The 15,309-nt window shown below is 68.9% G+C and carries 17 protein-coding genes; 7 read left to right on the top strand and 10 right to left on the bottom strand.

What is annotated here, in order from left to right; translation table 11 throughout:
- Positions 1-128 precede the first annotated feature (128 nt).
- From IT779_RS25335 to IT779_RS25310, 6 genes are all read right to left on the bottom strand, one after another.
- A complete protein-coding gene (locus IT779_RS25335; RefSeq protein ID WP_196151903.1) occupies positions 129-566 on the bottom strand; it encodes a hypothetical protein in 438 nt (145 codons plus the stop codon).
- Positions 567-838: 272 nt separating this feature from the next.
- Complete coding sequence (locus tag IT779_RS25330) at positions 839-1,111, bottom strand: response regulator transcription factor (RefSeq protein WP_196151902.1); 273 nt, start codon at positions 1,109-1,111, stop codon at positions 839-841.
- Positions 1,112-1,289: 178 nt separating this feature from the next.
- A complete protein-coding gene (locus IT779_RS25325; protein ID WP_332838959.1) occupies positions 1,290-2,321 on the bottom strand; it encodes a hypothetical protein in 1,032 nt (343 codons plus the stop codon).
- Entirely contained in the window at positions 2,318-3,517 is a 1,200-nt protein-coding gene (locus tag IT779_RS25320; protein ID WP_196151901.1) for a sensor histidine kinase, read from the bottom strand. Before IT779_RS25320 ends, IT779_RS25325 begins: the two co-directional genes overlap by 4 nt.
- The gene (locus IT779_RS25315) at positions 3,514-4,212 is read right to left on the bottom strand and encodes a response regulator transcription factor (protein ID WP_196151986.1); all 699 of its coding nucleotides are present in this window, start codon (positions 4,210-4,212) and stop codon (positions 3,514-3,516) included. The genes IT779_RS25320 and IT779_RS25315 overlap by 4 nt, the downstream gene beginning before the upstream one ends.
- Positions 4,213-4,525: 313 nt before the next feature.
- Positions 4,526-5,779 (bottom strand): TerD family protein, encoded by a 1,254-nt coding sequence (locus tag IT779_RS25310; protein WP_196151900.1) that lies wholly within the window; start codon positions 5,777-5,779, stop codon positions 4,526-4,528.
- Positions 5,780-6,020: 241 nt separating this feature from the next.
- Between IT779_RS25310 and IT779_RS25305 the strand changes: the two genes are divergently transcribed.
- Positions 6,021-7,100: a hypothetical protein gene (locus IT779_RS25305; RefSeq protein WP_196151899.1), complete on the top strand. Its 1,080-nt coding sequence runs from the start codon at positions 6,021-6,023 to the stop codon at positions 7,098-7,100.
- A gap of 4 nt (positions 7,101-7,104) precedes the next feature.
- On the opposite strand, the gene IT779_RS25300 is transcribed toward IT779_RS25305, so the two are convergent.
- Positions 7,105-7,416 (bottom strand): MazG nucleotide pyrophosphohydrolase domain-containing protein, encoded by a 312-nt coding sequence (locus IT779_RS25300; RefSeq protein ID WP_196151898.1) that lies wholly within the window; start codon positions 7,414-7,416, stop codon positions 7,105-7,107.
- Positions 7,417-7,613: 197 nt separating this feature from the next.
- On the opposite strand from IT779_RS25300, the gene IT779_RS25295 reads away from it, so the two are divergent.
- Positions 7,614-8,381, top strand: a complete 768-nt coding sequence (locus IT779_RS25295; protein ID WP_232542069.1) for a potassium channel family protein — start codon at positions 7,614-7,616, stop codon at positions 8,379-8,381.
- Between the two features lie 9 nt (positions 8,382-8,390).
- Here the strand turns inward: IT779_RS25295 and IT779_RS38035 are convergent, their stop codons facing one another.
- Positions 8,391-8,990 (bottom strand): TetR/AcrR family transcriptional regulator, encoded by a 600-nt coding sequence (locus IT779_RS38035; protein ID WP_232542068.1) that lies wholly within the window; start codon positions 8,988-8,990, stop codon positions 8,391-8,393.
- Positions 8,991-9,099: 109 nt separating this feature from the next.
- On the opposite strand from IT779_RS38035, the gene IT779_RS25290 reads away from it, so the two are divergent.
- The 3 genes from IT779_RS25290 (at position 9,100) to IT779_RS25280 (ending at position 11,345) form a co-directional block, all read left to right on the top strand.
- Positions 9,100-10,062 carry an NADP-dependent oxidoreductase gene (locus IT779_RS25290; RefSeq protein ID WP_232542067.1) on the top strand — a complete coding sequence of 321 codons (963 nt, stop codon included), beginning with the start codon at positions 9,100-9,102 and terminating at the stop codon, positions 10,060-10,062.
- Between the two features lie 303 nt (positions 10,063-10,365).
- Positions 10,366-10,734, top strand: coding sequence for a DUF4189 domain-containing protein (locus IT779_RS38030; RefSeq protein WP_196151897.1), 369 nt, complete (start codon positions 10,366-10,368; stop codon positions 10,732-10,734).
- Between the two features lie 56 nt (positions 10,735-10,790).
- Positions 10,791-11,345 (top strand): hypothetical protein, encoded by a 555-nt coding sequence (locus IT779_RS25280; RefSeq protein WP_196151896.1) that lies wholly within the window; start codon positions 10,791-10,793, stop codon positions 11,343-11,345.
- Positions 11,346-11,649: 304 nt separating this feature from the next.
- Here IT779_RS25280 and IT779_RS25275 read toward each other — a convergent pair whose 3' ends face one another.
- Complete coding sequence (locus tag IT779_RS25275; protein ID WP_196151895.1) at positions 11,650-11,829, bottom strand: hypothetical protein; 180 nt, start codon at positions 11,827-11,829, stop codon at positions 11,650-11,652.
- 251 nt (positions 11,830-12,080) lie between these two features.
- On the opposite strand from IT779_RS25275, the gene IT779_RS25270 reads away from it, so the two are divergent.
- A complete protein-coding gene (locus tag IT779_RS25270; RefSeq protein ID WP_196151894.1) occupies positions 12,081-13,298 on the top strand; it encodes a TerD family protein in 1,218 nt (405 codons plus the stop codon).
- A 138-nt stretch (positions 13,299-13,436) separates the two neighbouring features.
- On the opposite strand, the gene IT779_RS25265 is transcribed toward IT779_RS25270, so the two are convergent.
- Complete coding sequence (locus IT779_RS25265) at positions 13,437-14,165, bottom strand: NAD(P)-dependent oxidoreductase (RefSeq protein WP_196151893.1); 729 nt, start codon at positions 14,163-14,165, stop codon at positions 13,437-13,439.
- Between the two features lie 115 nt (positions 14,166-14,280).
- Here IT779_RS25265 and IT779_RS25260 point away from each other — a divergent pair, with 115 nt between their 5' ends.
- A complete protein-coding gene (locus IT779_RS25260) occupies positions 14,281-14,970 on the top strand; it encodes a TetR/AcrR family transcriptional regulator (protein WP_196151984.1) in 690 nt (229 codons plus the stop codon).
- Positions 14,971-15,309: the final 339 nt, after the last annotated feature.

The raw sequence follows: 15,309 nt of genomic DNA, 5'->3' as shown, positions 1-15,309 counted from the left end.
ACCAAGAATATGGAGACCGGTGTCGGCTGTTTATCGTGCGAATGAATGACAATGCCCGACAGGGTGATACGGCGCTGGTAGGGGAGTCGACGTGTCCTTCGAACGGATGACGGCGCGGCGGGCGGCGGTCAGCGCGAGAGGGTGGGGGTGATGTCGGTGGCGGCGAGCGCTTCGCAGGTGGTCGTCGCGAGGTACTCCGCCCACGCCGTCTCCGGCGACTCCGATTCCGCGCCGCCGGTGGCGCAGTGGAATTGGGCGGTGGCGGTGCGGTCGTCGAGGGTGAACACCACGTCGACGGCGATGCGGCGATGCGCGGCGACGGTGATGGCCGCGACGGTCTTGCGCTCGATCGCGTGTTTGGCCCCGGCCGCGGCGAGGGTGAGGTCGCGCACCTGGGGTGCGCCGATGCCGACGACGTTGCCGAAGCGCCAACGGCGGCCCGATAGGCCGCCCGACCGGTCCGCGACCGCGTGCACCGCCATGATCAGATCGCTGAGGGCCGAGGCCGATACGGCCACCTCGTACGACGGTCGACGGTTCACGATCGGTCCCAACACCTTCCGCATGCGGTCGCGACTCCTTGGCGCCTGCGACCGAGTTCGGATCAATCAATGCCCGAAATCGTGCTCGAGCGCAACTGGTCGGTACGATGGCGCGCTGTCACGCGGGAGGTTCGAAATCGTTCACCCGCGAAACGAAACGGTGTCACGAATCGGTTACGTTGTCTGTCGGTCGAACGCGCGACAACGTCGCGGCGCCCGTCCGCCGATCGGTGGATATCGACGGCGGACGGGCATTGTTAGCGTCGGTGGCGGCGGTTCGGGACAACGCGCGGTCCTCACAGCGCGTCGAGCTCGATCAGACCGTCCTGGAGGGCGCGAGCCACGAGGGCGGCCTTGGTGCTCGCGTTGCGCCCCACCGCGTCGTACTTGGCCCTGATGCGGGTGATGTGGGTGTTGACCGTGCCGACCGACAGGTAGAGGCGTTTGGCCACAAGGGTTTTGGAATCGCAGGTGACCCACGCGAGCAGCACTTCGCGCTCCCGGGTCGACAGGTGCGGGTCGCGCCACCGGACGGGGTGCGGCTCGGGCTGGAACTCGGGTGCGGTCATCGGAGGTCTCCGCTTCGCTCGGTGGTCGGACGGCTCCGATGCCACGCCTCCCCGAAAGTTGCGGACCGATAACCGAATGCCTTCCGAATATAGGAGCGGTTTCCTCTCAAAAACATTCCCCGGTTATCTGCCCGTGGATCTCGGCCCTCGAGTCCGGGGGCATCATTAGCGTCGCGTATCAACTTCGATCGTCGAGATCGGACCGCACCTCCCCGTTCGCCTCGACCTCGATGCGCAATTCTTCATTGTCGCGCAACAGAATCGAGATCAGGCTCGCGCGTCCCGGCGGCAGCACCCGCGCGGTGATGGTGCCGCCCTCCGCGTAGTCGAGTGCGTCGCGCACGACGATGCGCACATGTTGCCGGAGCGCGTGTGGGACCTCGTCGAGGCCGCCGCCGTCGTCGAGCACGACGGTGACTCCGCGTTCGCGGGCCGAACGGGCCGCGGTCGCCACCGTCGCGTCCATCATGACTCCGCCGAGGATGTCGTCGCGGAGTTCGGCCTCGACCAGGCGGCACTCGGCCTGTTCGGCGGTGCTGAGCGGGCGCCCGGAGGCGATGGTCTCGAGCAGCGGTCGCGCGATGCGATCGAGGCGTGCCACGCGGCGGTCGCGTTCCTGCTGCGCGGCGCACGCGGCGGCCTCGGCGGCGGCGCGTTCGGTGTCCGCGCGGCGCAGCGTGAGCACTTCCTGCGCGATCGGCCGGATCACGCGGGCGAAGAAGGTCGCCATGAGCAGCGGGGTGACATTGATGAAAGAGAAGCCGACGCCGGTGATTACGCCCTGTCCCGTGGTCGCGGTCCACAGCGCGCAGGTGAGGATCTGCCCGATCAGTCCGAGCCACGCCCAGCGTGACGCGCCGCGCACACACAGGAAGTTGAGATAGGCCGAGGCCGCGCCGAGGAACCAGATCTGTGTGGATCCGGCCATCGGCACCGGCAGCTGCCACAGCGCGAGGCCCGCGCTGAGCGGCGCGGCCGCCGCGACGGGCACCGCGAAACGCGCGGGTATCGGATCCCCGGGCGCGACGAGGATGCCGAGGCCCGCGAACAGGACGAGCACCGCCGCCAGCGCCGTGAACCTGGCATCGCGCACGCCGTCGGTGGATCCGGCGGCCATGGCGAGCACCGCCGCCGCGAAGAACAGCGAAAGCAGCCAGGCGCCGACGGTGCGGATGCCGAGGATGTCGCGGACGTCGTCGTCGACGGTCACGGCGCGGCCCAGCCCGCGCTGATCCGGCAGCCGCGGCCGGGGGCCGAGTCGATTTCGGCCCAACCGCCGGGGAATTCGGTGAGCCGGTCGGTGATGCCCGCGCGCAGGCCGAGCCGGTTGGACGGCACCGATCCCGGGTCGAATCCGACTCCGTCGTCGACGATGTCGACGCGCAGTGCGCGGTCGTCGGCGGTGAGCTCCACCTCGCAGGCGGCCTCGCGCCCCGGCCACCCGGCGTGGCGTTGCCAGTTGCGCAGCGCCTCCGACACCGCGGCGGCCAGCGCCGCGGCGACATCGCTCGGCACGGTGAAGGCCGCGCTGTCGACATCGATCGAGAGCGGGACCGAATCGTCGATGTCGGCGACGGCCGCGCGCACGGTGGCGGCCACCTGGTCGAGGTCGAGATTGTCGCGGGCGGGCAGGCCTGCGCGCAGCCGCTCGAGATCGCCGAGGGTGATGTCGGCGTGGTGGGTCAGGACAGGGTTGTTGGGAGTGCGCGAGGCCTGCAACAGCGTCGCGAGCACCCAGTCGTGGGTGAGTGCGTCGAATCGACGGCGCTCGAAACGCCGTGCCTTCGCCTCCGCGGTGGTGACGGCCTTGGCGCGCACCTCGTGCGCGGTCCGGTCGAGGGTTCGCCCGATCCGGATCAGCACCACGCAGGCCGCACACGGCAGCGCCGAATAGGCCACCGCGAAAAGGAATTCCGGCAGCACCGGATAGGCCGCCGGACCTCGGGCCAACGCGGCGTCGAGTTGGCTCACCGCGGCCGCCGCGACCAGATAGCAGAACGGCGTCACCCGCCAGAACACGCACATCGCGACCGCGGGCAGTCCGGGAATCCAGGTGATCCACAGCGATTCCTCGTGCGGAACGGTCGTCCCGGTGCGCAGGATCGCCCAACTGAGGGCGGCGAGCAGATAGCCCGCGGCGAAGGCGAGCGCGCCCGCGCGGGCCAGGTCGAATCGCGCACGCGCGGCGGCGAGCGCGATCGCGGCGGCCGGGCCGTAGACCGCGGCGAGCGCGAGCGGGGTCCACCACGGGACGGCCAGGTCCCGCTGGGCGAGCGCGACCGGCGTGGTGAGCAGGGCGTAGAACAGGCCGCCGAATCCGACGAACAGGCAGGCGCCGCGCACCAGGCGTCGTTCGGCGTCGTGACCGCGTGCGGTGTCGTGGCCGAGTGCGGCGCGGTCGGTCATCGATTCCGTCGGTCGCCACCGCCGATGTAGCCGTCCCTTTTCGCCTCCCGGTAGAGGTCGACTCGGGAACGGACCGGTCGCCCGGCTTCGGCGTAGCGCCGTCGGATGCGGCTCAGGTAGTCGTTGACGGTGTGTTCGGACAGCCCGAGTTTGTGCGCGACCGAGGCTGCGGTCTCGCCGTTGGCGTAGTGCTCGAGCACTTCGCGCTGGCGCGGCGGCAGATTGATGTTGGTCAGGGCGGGGTCGCTGTCGATGGCCGAGGCCCACGCGGTCGTGGCGACCTGCTTGCCCGACGCGGCGGCTCGGATCATCGCGATGGTGCGCTCGGCGGGGTCGCTCTTGAGCGCGACCCCGAGCACGCCCGCGCGGGCCGCGGAGCGGATCAGGTCGCGCCAGTCGCCCGAGGTGTGGACCAGGCACGGGATGCCCCGGTCGTGCAGGGTCTCCACATTCGACCGGGGACTCGAGCCGTCGGCGAGGCGCAGGTCCAGTATCGCGAGATCGAGTTCGGCGGACCGGCGAAGCAGTGCGGGCACCGTCGGCGCGATCGCGGCGACGGTCAGATCGGGCTGGTCGGACAGCATGGCGGCCAAGCCGACCGCCGCGGCCTGGTGATCTTCCACGATGCCGATCCGGCGAGCGGTACCCGGCGCGGCGTAGGGGCCGGGCAGATCGGTGACGGCGACGCCCGCCATGACGAGTAACCGTCTGATCCCCATGCACGGAATTAAAGCATCGGCCACCTGCCGCCGCTACGAACTACCCACTAGTACCCACATTTTCGGCGTGACAATGCCCACTCGACGGAAAGATCTCCGGTGATCATACGATGTACGGCAAATTCGACCGGTCGGTTCCTGTTCTGCGCGGCTCGATTTCACGGGATGCGCCCCGACCGACCGTCCGAATGAACCGCAGCGGAAACGAATTCGTCACCCGCTGCCGGAACGGATGCCGACAACTCGGCGAGAGGTATTCTCGGGCAGCGCATTCGACACGGTGGAGACCTCACACGCTGATCCCGTATTCCCGGACCAGACTGTCCAGCCCACCCGGATATCCCCGGCCGAGGGCGCGGAAGTGCCACCGCCCATCGACGCGGTACAGCTCACCGAACACCATCGTGGTCGCCTCCGACGCGGCCCTCGGCGCGTCGTAGCGCAGCAACTGTCTGCCGTCACCGTCCGCGATCCGAACGTACACATCGGTGACCCGGTCGAAGGTGTGTCCCCTGGTGCCGGAGTCGTAGATCGAGACCGCGAAGACGATTCCGGTGACGGTGGGCGCGAGGGCGCCGAGGTCGACGCCGATCACGTCCTCGGCGGCGCCGAGATGCTCCGCCCCGCTGTGCACGACCGCGCCGTCCGGCGAACGCAGGTTGTTGTAGAACACGAAATGCTCGTCGGAGACGGCTTTTCCGCGGCCGTCGACGACGATCGCGCTGGCGTCGAGGTCCATGTCGACGCCGCCGGGGCGGGTGCGCCAGCCGATGGTCACCGATACCCGCGGGCCGGAGTCGCGCAACTCCTCGGACTGTCCGCGCTGCAGCCGCACTCGACCCGTATGACCCGTATTCGGCGGTGGCGGAGCCGGATTCGGTGGCATGCCCGAAGGCGGGCCCGGCGGGGTCACGCCGCCCGCGGAGTCCACGCTGAACGCCGGGCGGCGGTGCACGGGCGGGTCCTCGCCGAGCGGGGAGGCTGTGGCAGGAGAGGCTGTGACACGAGAGGGCGCGGGCGGTGCGGGTGGTGCGGGTGCGGGAAGTCGTCCGAGACCGGGCAGCGCGCCAAGCGGAACCGGTTCGGCGACGGCGAAGATCTCCGCGAACGCGGCGGGCACCATGGCGCCCGCGAGCCCGGTGTCGAAATGCCACGGCGGATGCAGGCGCTTGCCCTCGAAGCGGTCGACGAGCTGGGCGGCGATGAACTCGGCATCGGAATCCGCGAAGCAGAACACGGCGAGCGCGGATCCCGCCGGACCGCTGAGTGCGGACCAGATGATCTCGTCGCAGCCCGGAAATCCGCCGAGATACCAAGACGGACAGACGAGTTCGGTGGTGCGCAATACCGGCGCGGCCGCCGCGCCGCGCTCGAAGCAATCGGCGATCGCGCCGCGACCGTGGATCAGCAGACTCCTCGGCGCGCGCCGCAAGCCGATGTAGGCCGACTGCCGCGCGGTGTCGGCGGCCTTCGGATCGCCGAGCGGGACCAGGTCGGGAACCCGAGGCGTGGACGGTCGCGATCTGCCGGTGAACAACCCCATCGATCAATGCCCGCCTTTTCGCCTACCGCATCGGCCCTGTTTCGTGCCGGACGCGCTCGCGTCGTCCGTCCGCCGATTATCGAATTCCGAAGGGGGTTCGGACTGTCCTGCGAACGGCGGACACGGGAGCTCGCTGTCGCACGATCGACCGATACCGCGCCGTCTCGGCGACTTCTACCCTCGACACCAGCGATCCGGCCGGATAGGGGCGCCGCGACTCGGTCCGAGGGGATGAATGAGCATGAGCGACGACCCGCGCGCGCGTCCCGGCGCCCACCGTGTCGATCTGTCGAAGGCGCCGCGCCGCAAGGTCGAACTGCGCAAGGCGCGCAGGCCGACCCGACAGGCGGCCGCCGCGCCCCCCGAAGGCGCGCCGGTCACACAGGTCACCGCGCGGCCGCGGGGTGCGCGTGCCGTGGTGATCGGCGTCGCGGCGGTGGTTGCGGTCGCGCTGGCGCTCACGGTGGCGGCGGCGGTGCGTGATCGCGGTGACAACGCTCCGGCTGCGGCGCCGGGCGTCGAGGCGAACTCCTCGGTGATCATGGACTGCCCGGCCGATCCGACGCTGTCGGTGCGCGAGTTCCGCGCGGCGGGCGACGCCGTCGACCTGACCGTCGACATCACCGCGGCATGCCCGAGCGGTGATGTTTTGTCGGGCAGTGCCACTCGGCTCACCGTGGTCTCCACCGCGGCGACCGTGGCCACGGGCGAATTCGATCTGTCCACCGCCCCGGTGGTGATCGCGACGGATTCGGTGCGACGGGTGTTCCGGTTCCCGGCGGGCACCTTCTGGACGCCGGCGAACGCCGTCTCGGCGGGTGCGCTGCGGGTCGGGATCGTCGAGTCGGGCGCGCGTCCCGATCTCGTTGCGACCCAGGCGTCGCCGTCCACCGCGCAGGTCTCGACGGCGCGCCCGGTGATCGTCGGTGCCGCGGACCGTGAAGCCGCCGCCGGGCTGTCGGCGACCGCGGAATCCGATCGCGCGGTGCTGCAGCGGGATCTGCTGAACCGCTGGGTTCCGCAGATCAGCTCCAAACGGCTCGGTCTGGTGGCCGAGGGACGCACCTGGACCGACAGCGAGATCCTGCGCGAACACCTCGACCTGCGCGCCCGCCATCCCGAGGCCCGCCTGCTGTGGTCGGGCTCGTGGTCGACCTTCAGCTACCCCGACTTCTGGATCACCGTCGTCGGCATCGCCTACACCGACCCGCAGGCCGCCCTCGGCTGGTGCGCCGCGCACGGATTCGACGGCGACCACTGCTACGCGAAGCTGGTCAGCACCACCCACCCGGTCCAGGGCAGCACCTTCTACCAGAAGTGAACGCTCAGGCGGGGGTCTGCCACACCAGCCACTTGTCCGCGACGACTTGCTCGAGGTCGACGCCGTGGTGGCGGGCCAGCAGCAGGGTTTGGCAGAACACGTCGGCCAACTCGTCGCGGAAGTCGGACTCGACCTGTTCGGGGGTCCGGCCGCGGTCTCGTGCCTGCCCGGTCTTGGTCAGGAATGCCTGGGTGAGTTCGCCGACCTCCTCGTGCAGCTTCAACAACAGCCAGCTCGCGTCGCGCTCGATCGCGTACTTGCGGGCATAGGTTGCCGACACGGCCTCCACGCGATCTGTCAACTCTTCCAGATGCATCCGGCAAGCATAGGTCGACCGCGTCCCGCCGCGACCGGGTATCCGCGAGCGGATCGGGGGACCGCTGCGCGGACGGCGGCACGCGGGCGCGATGGCATCGGCCGGGCCGGGCGTGTGCCATCCGGTCTGTTTCGGTAGCCTCGGTGCACTGACCTGCGGCGTTGCCTTTGCCGCAGCCGATCCACACAGGTAGTTCGATGCACGACACTCCTCTCGAGTACACCCGCAGAGCGGCATGGGAGCGCGCGACCGGGATTCCGATGATGGCGCTCGCGGTGGTCTTCCTCGGCGTCTACGCCTGGCAGGTCCTCGACACCGGCGCCTCGCCGCGCCTCGACTCCTGGCTCACCAGGGTCGACGTGACGATCTGGGCGGTGTTCGCCGTGGATTTCGCGGTGCGGCTGTGGCTGTCCGGGAATCGGTGGCGCTTCCTGCGCACCCACCCGATCGACCTGTTGATCGTGGTGCTTCCGCCCTTCCGCCCGCTGCGGCTGCTGCGCGCGGCCATGCTCGTGATCGGCACGCTGAACCGCAACACCATGACGAGGGCCCGGCTCGCGGTATTCGTCGGAACCAGTTCGGTCCTGGTGCTGCTGCTGTGCAGTCTGGCCTTCTACGACGCGGAATACGGCGCACCCGACAGCAAGATCGACAGTTTCGGCGACGCTCTGTGGTGGTCGATGGTTTCGGTGACCACGGTCGGCTACGGCGACGTGTACCCGGTGACCACCGAGGGCAGGCTCATCTCGCTGATCCTGATGACCTTCGGCATCGGCCTGATCAGCTTCGCCATCGGCACCACGACGAGCTGGGTGATGGACCAGCTGAAGACCGTCGAGGCCAATGTGGGCAACACCGACCGCGAGCTCACCGAACTGGTCGCCGAGATCCGGGCATTGCGCGCCGAGGTGGCGACATTGCGGGCCGCGGGCCTGCCTCCCGTCGACGCCGTCGTCGTCGAATAGCGGCTCGGCTCACGGCGGGTCCGTGCCCGCCCGGGGCGCCAGCGCGTCGACTATCACGGCGAACAGATGGTCTCCGCGCCCGGCGAGCTGTGGCGCCTGTTCGGTGATCCAGCCCACCGCGCTGATCAACGCGATCACGTCGATGCGGTCGACGTCGGCGCGGACCTCGCCGCTGTCCTGTGCCCGCCGCAACAGATTCGCCGCGGCCTCGCGCATGTCCGCGCACGCGGCCGAGAGCGCGGAGGATTCGTCGGCCAGGGTGGACATCATCGCCGTCACCAGACCGCGATAGGTGATGCTGCCCGCGAGATAGGTGCGCAGCCATTCGACGAGCGCGGCGCGCGGTTCGTGCGTGCGCGCGAGCGTGTCGGCGAGGGCGGTGAGTCGTTCGAAGGACTGGCCGAGCAGGGCCTCGAGCAGCGCCTCGCGGTTCGGGAAGTGGCGGTAGAGGGTGCCCATTCCCACTTGCGCGCGCCGCGCGATCTCCCGCAGCGACGCCTGCGCGCCCTGCTCGGCCAACACCTCGCGAGCGATCTCCAGGAGATGTTCGCGGTTGCGTCTGGCGTCGCTGCGCGGTGTCCGACCCGCTCGTGAGACGGCGGAATCCATTCGTCCACCTTCCTATGACATGTAGAACGTTGACAAGTGGAGCAGTGCTCCGTTTTACTGGACGGGCGGGCGACTCGACCCGCCACTCCCATTGCCTCCAGGATCGCTGATGACTCCGCCCACCATGAAAGCTGTCGTCGTCGAACGTTTCGGCGGCCCCGAAGTCCTCGTCGAGAAGCAGGTGCCCCGCCCGGAACCCGGCCCCTTCGACGCGCTCGTGCGGGTGCGGGCCGCCGGGGTGAATCCGCTGGATCTCTACCGCCGCGCCGGATATGCGAACATTCCGGAACACATGCGTCCTCCGCTGCCCGACCTGCCGTTCATCCCAGGTGTCGACGCCTCGGGCGTCGTCGTCGCCGTCGGTGACCGGGTGACGCGCTTGGCTCCGGGCGACGAGGTGTTCGGCCTGATCCGATTCCCCGCGCTGAACGACGGCGGGCACGCCTATGCCGAATACGTCACCGCTCCGCAGGATCACCTGGCGCGCAAGCCCGCCCGGCTCGACCATCTCGAGGCCGCCGCGGCGCCGCTGGTCGCCTTGACGGCGCAGCAGTTCCTCTTCGACCACGCGGGCGTGCGTCCGGGAGACGCCGTGCTGGTCAACGGCGCGGGCGGGGGAGTAGGGCACATTCTCGTCCAGCTCGCCGCGCACGCGGGCGCGAAGGTCGTCGCGGTGGCATCGGGACGGCATCGCGAGCTACTGGAACGACTCGGCGTCGACACTTTCGTCGACTACACCGTCACTCCGGTCGAGGACTGGCCGCACGGTGTGGATTTCCTGTTCGACTCCGTAGGGGGTCCCCAGGCGTACCGGTTCACCCCGGTAGTGCGCGACGGCGGCACGATCATGCCGATCTTCCACGGCGACTACCGCCCCGATCGCGCGATCACCGTGCGGCACAACCAGGTTCACTCCGACGGTGACCAACTCACCGCTCTCGCCGAACTCGTCGACGCGGGAGGTCTGCACGTCGCCGTCGACAGTGTGTATCCCCTCGCCGAGGCCGCCGCCGCGCATCGCCGCGCCGAAACAGGCCACATCCGAGGAAAGATCGTCCTGCGGGTCACCTGAGACACCGCGTCCCCGCGGGGCCGTCCCGCCGTGCGATTCGCGGCGGGACGGCCCAGATGCGAAGGTTCTGCCACCGTGCCCCGACGACACGATGCCGATCCCTCCGTCGAGCCGCCATCACGTTGTGGCGGGCTCGATCTCGGCATACCCGTCGCGAGCGGGTCGACACCCTCGAATCGCGAACGCTTCCCGATCGTGGGCGAGATCACGGAGCAAACCTGACAGTTGGCATGTCACGTGCCCGATATGTACGTTGTCACGTGGTCCGTCGGACCGTATCGATGATGAAGGGGCATTCGATTCGTGAAAACCATTCTCACCGCCGTGGTCGCGGTCGCGGCGGCATTCGCCGCGCTCGCCACCTCGGTTCCCGCCGCACAGGCGCAAACGGGCTTCTACGGGGCCATCGCCGTCGGCAGCAACGGGCGGTACAGCATCAGCAACAACTACGCGAGCTACAACGCGGCCGAGATCAACGCCGTGAATTCCTGTGGGCCGGGCTGTGCTGTCTCGATCTCCTGGCGCAACGGATGCGGTGTGCTGGCGAGGTCGGCGACGCACTGGAGCAGCGCCTCGCGCTCGAGCTATCCGGCCGCGCGCGACGCCGCGCTCTCGCGCGTCTACGGTGGCCGCGTCGTGAACTGGCGCTGCACCGAAGGCTATTCGAGCTGAGCCTGAACGTTCGCCGCCGAATCCGGCGCGAAAATATCTTTCACCCAGGGGATTTCGTGAAACATCGCTCAATATCGGCCGTCGCCTTCGCGTTCGCCGCGGCCATGACGCTCGCCGCCTGCGGCGCCGATTCCGGCTCCGACACCGCGTCCTCGCAGGCCGCGACCACCTCCACCGCGAGCAATTTCGAATCCGGCAAGACCCAGGAGGGCCTGATCGAGGGGGAGGCGCCGCCAACCACGACGCCGCCGAATCTGGCGACCCCCACGGCGCAGGAACTCAACAGCCGCATCAACCGCGCCTTCGACCGGTCGGTCGGCTCGCAGGAGAAGACGGCCTGGGTCCAGGACGCCGAACGCGATCCGCAGCTGGTCGACAAACTCGTCGACGCCGCCGAACGCAACAAGGTGAAGGTCTCGATCACGGGGGTGCGCCCGCCCGAGAACGGCAAACTGAAGGCCGACGCCGATGTCAGCATCGACGGCAAGCCGGTGCAGGACGCCTTCGTCGAATTCGTCGCCGAGGACGACCAGTGGAAGGTCTCCAACCAGTTCACCTGCAATATCGTGCGCACCGCGAAGCTGGATTCGGCGGCCTGCCAGGCCAGGTGAGCGCTGAACCACGGCAGGATCCCGCCCCCGCCGGATCATTCGGATCCGGCGGGGGCGGACTTCGTTCACACTGCGAAGCGCGGCCGATCAAAGATGTCGATACGCAGATATGCGCATGTAGGAATGTTTTTAAGGAGGCCCCGGCGGTCACACGCTGGGATGTCGCGGGCACCTGTCCCGAGATCGTGCTGCCGTCGAACGGGCCTCACCGGATAACCGTCGCCCCGACTCGGGGTAGCGCCCACTGCACGCTGTTCGTCGAAATCGTGTAGGGCGCCGCCACCGCGACGGAATCCGATAGAGGTCAGAGACAGACGCTGATGCTGATGGGCCCGATGGGGACGTTGAGACAGACAGCGACCGAGCCGACGGCGGTGGCGGAAGGGGTGGTGGCGGGCGCCGCCGATGCGGCGGGCGCGGCGAGTGCGCCGATGGACAGTGCGATGGCGGCGGCGGCGGAAACCTTGGTTGCTTTGTTGAGCATGTGCTTATCCTCGATTGAGCTGGTACGGCTGAAGAACGGGTCGGGGTCGACCCGCTTGACATCATGCGCCGATGCCGAGGGGGAGGCAAGGTCGCGGGTCGCGACGGGTGCCCCCGTCGGCAGGGTTGTCGTCGCGGGAGAAACGAGAGGGTCGGTCGGCATCCGTGACGCGCCTGCGGAACTCGGGTCGCCGACGAACCCCGACGCGCCCGCCACGCTCTAAGGTTGGCGGTATCGAGGGAAGGGTTGCGATGGATTTGGTGAAGGGCGCCAACGCGCCGGTCCCCGCAGGGGAAGTCCTGGTCACGGTCGCGGCGTCGACGCCGGTCGATGTTGCCGCACTGCTGCTGACCGAGGCGGGGAAGGTTCGCTCAGACAGCGATTTCGTCTTCTACAACCAACCGAGCGCGCCCGGTGTGGAGGCCAGGCCGCCGGACGCCATCCGGGTGGTGCCGGGCGCGGTGCCGGGGGAGATCGAATCCGTCGTGGTCACCGCGAGTCTCGACGGTTCGGGTCCGGCGAACTGGGGGCAGGCTGGTCCGCTGCGGATCTCGGTGACCGACGCCGCCTCCGGCGCGGTTCTGGCCACCTTCGCCCCGACGGGTCTCGGGCCGGAGACCGCGCTCATCGCGTGTGAGCTCTACCGCCGCCGAGGCGCCTGGAAGGTGCGGGCGGTGGGGCAGGGCTATGCCGAGGGCCTGGCAGGTATCGCGTCGGACTTCGGGATCAGCGTGGACGACGACGAGCCGTCGACCCCCGCCGCGCCGCCCGTGATGTCGCCGTCCGGCGTGATATCGCCACCCGGCGTTCCGGCGCCGTCGCCTGCCGCTTTCGCGATGCCACCCGACGCGCAACCGGTTGCGGCGCCGCGCTTCGGGCAGCCGACGGTGAGCCTGGACAAGGGGCGGGTCACGTTGCGCAAGAACGAGACCGTCTCGCTGATCAAAGCGGGCGCGCCGCCGCTGAGTCGGGTGCGCATGGGATTGGGGTGGGATCCGGCCACGCACGGCCGCGATATCGATCTGGACGCCTCGGTCATCGCCTACGACGGCAATGGGAAGAAGCTGGTCAACGTCTGGTTCATGAAGCGGGAGGCGTTCAACGGCGTCATCCGGCACTCCGGCGACAATCTGACCGGTCACGGCGCGGGTGACGACGAGGTGATCTCGGTGGATCTCACCGCTCTGCCGCCGGAGGTCTACGCCTTGGTGTTCACCGTGAACTCGTTCGCCGGCCACAAGTTCGACCAGGTGGGTCGTGCGCACTGCCGTCTCGTCGACGATCACTCCGACACCGAACTGGTGCGGTTCGAACTGTCCAAGGGCGAGCCGATGACGGGGGTGTTCATGTGCATGATCGCGCGCGGGGTCGACGGCTGGAACATGACCGCGCTCGGTGAGTACGCGAAGGGATCGACCGTGCGCAAGATGGTCGATCCCGGTAAGCGGTTCGTCCTCGGATCTCGCTGAACCACGTTTCACACCAACTATTTTCGCGAGATGTGAGCGTGCGGCGCCGCGCTGTCGGGTAGGAACTACGGAAGTCCTCGTCGAGGACCCGACCCCGCGGTGCGAGCGCGGCGAGCGAGGATCCCCGGCAGGGCAGGTCTACGCCGAGGTGGGCTCGGCGTGCGCGAGAGCCGACTGCGTGCGGCACCCGACGATAGCGGGCGCCCGCCGGACGAGGGCGTCGTCGGTGAGTGCGTGAACCATGAAGTCCGCGAAGTCGATTCGCCGGGTGAGATTGTCCGCCAAGGCCGGGTCGCCGACGTGCTCGCGCCAGATCGGGAGCCCTTCGGCGGGGCCCTCTTCGAGGTCGCTGCCGCGCACCACGGTCCAGCTGGTGTCGCTGTCGAAGATGAGGCGACAGGCCCGCACCTGGTCGTCGAGATCGGCGATGCGTGCGACGCGGGCGAGGAAGCCGAAGACCGCGACGAACGCGCGGAGCTTGCGGGTGTAGCGGTCTTTTCCGTCGCGGGTGATGTGCCATCCGCAGGAGAAGACGAGTCGCGCGCCGTGGCGGGTGTGCTCGAGTACCGCGCGGGCGGTGCCGGAGGCGTAGTCGTCGGTGCCCCACGGAGCGAGCACGGTGAGCACGCCGTCGCAGCCGTCGACGGCGCGGGCGATGACCTCGGCGTCATCGGTGTGGCCGGGCAGGATGCGGATGCGGTCGCCGAATCGTTCGAGTTTGGCGACGCTGCGTTCTCGGCAGACGCCGGTGACCTCGTAGCCGCGGGCGAGGGCGTTGTCGATCATGTACTGCCCGAGCTTCCCCGAGGCGCCGACGATGCAGACGCGCAGGGGCGGCGTGGGATGGGTGTGGCTTTCGGTGGTCATCGGCGGAATCCGTCGCTTTCGTCGGGTGGCCTTACGTCATAAGGTGACCTTACGGCATAAGGTAGGCGTACCGGGTAAGGTTGTCAAGATCTTCGGCGAGCGGCGAAAGGGCGGTATGGCGAGGGAAGCCAATGTCGATGGCGCGCAGCGTATTCCGCTCACCAGGCAGCGGTTGGTCGCGGCCGCCGTCGCGGTCGCCGACGAACAGGGCGTCCATTCCTTGACCATGCGCAAGGTCGCCGATCGGCTCGGGGTGGAGGCGATGTCGCTCTACCACCACGTCGGCGGCAAGCCCGAGATCCTCGACGGCATGGTCGACGCGGTGTTCGCCGAAGTCGAACTCCCCGATCCGGAAGGCGGGTGGCTCGCCGCCACTCGGTCGCGCGCCGTCTCGCTGCGCGCCGCGCTGCTGCGGCATCCGTGGGCGGTCGGGCTGATGGAGTCGCGCGCCGATCCCGGTCCCGCCACCCTGCGCCACCACGACTGGGCCATCGGCGTCCTGAGCGGGGCGGGCTTCTCGCTGATCATGATCGCGCACACGCTGTCGGTGGTCGACAGCTACGTGTACGGGTTCGTGCTGCAGGAGGTCAACCTGCCCTTCGACGGCGAGGGCGAACTGGGCGAGATGGCCGCCGACATCAAGGCCGCCATGCCCCCCGACGCCTATCCGCACCTGAACGCCTTCATCACCGGACACGCCCTGCGACCCGGCTACGCCTACGCCGACGAGTTCACCTTCGGGCTCGATCTCATCCTCGACGGCCTCGTCGCGCGCGCTGCCGCGGAAGCGGCCGATCGGAACTGAGTAAGTTCCCGACGTTCACGTGGGATCGCGGCTCCGTTCAGGAACAGGTCGACCGGGGCGGCTCTCCGAGGTCGGCCGCCGCGGAATTCGCGCGGATATGCGGGGTGCGGCGGAAAGTGGACAGCAGGTTCCGCGGATAAATTATTGCCGATACCCCGGAAGCGTAATTCGAAACAGTCGGAGGCGATAAATAATTAGATTTCCGCCCGGGGGGAGAGCGCGGACCTGATGGTCGAAACACGCTACCGGTTGCCGAATGGTGTGATACTACTGGCGGCCGTTTCCGACCGCGAGTACTAGAAGTGATGGTGTTTCCTGATAGGGGCCGATCGCAGTCGG

The sequence above is a fragment of the Nocardia bovistercoris genome, from assembly GCF_015674855.1.
Classification (GTDB): Bacteria; Actinomycetota; Actinomycetes; order Mycobacteriales; family Mycobacteriaceae; genus Nocardia; species Nocardia bovistercoris.
Note: the sequence above shows the minus strand (reverse complement) of the source record. Positions and strands in the feature narration are given on the sequence as shown.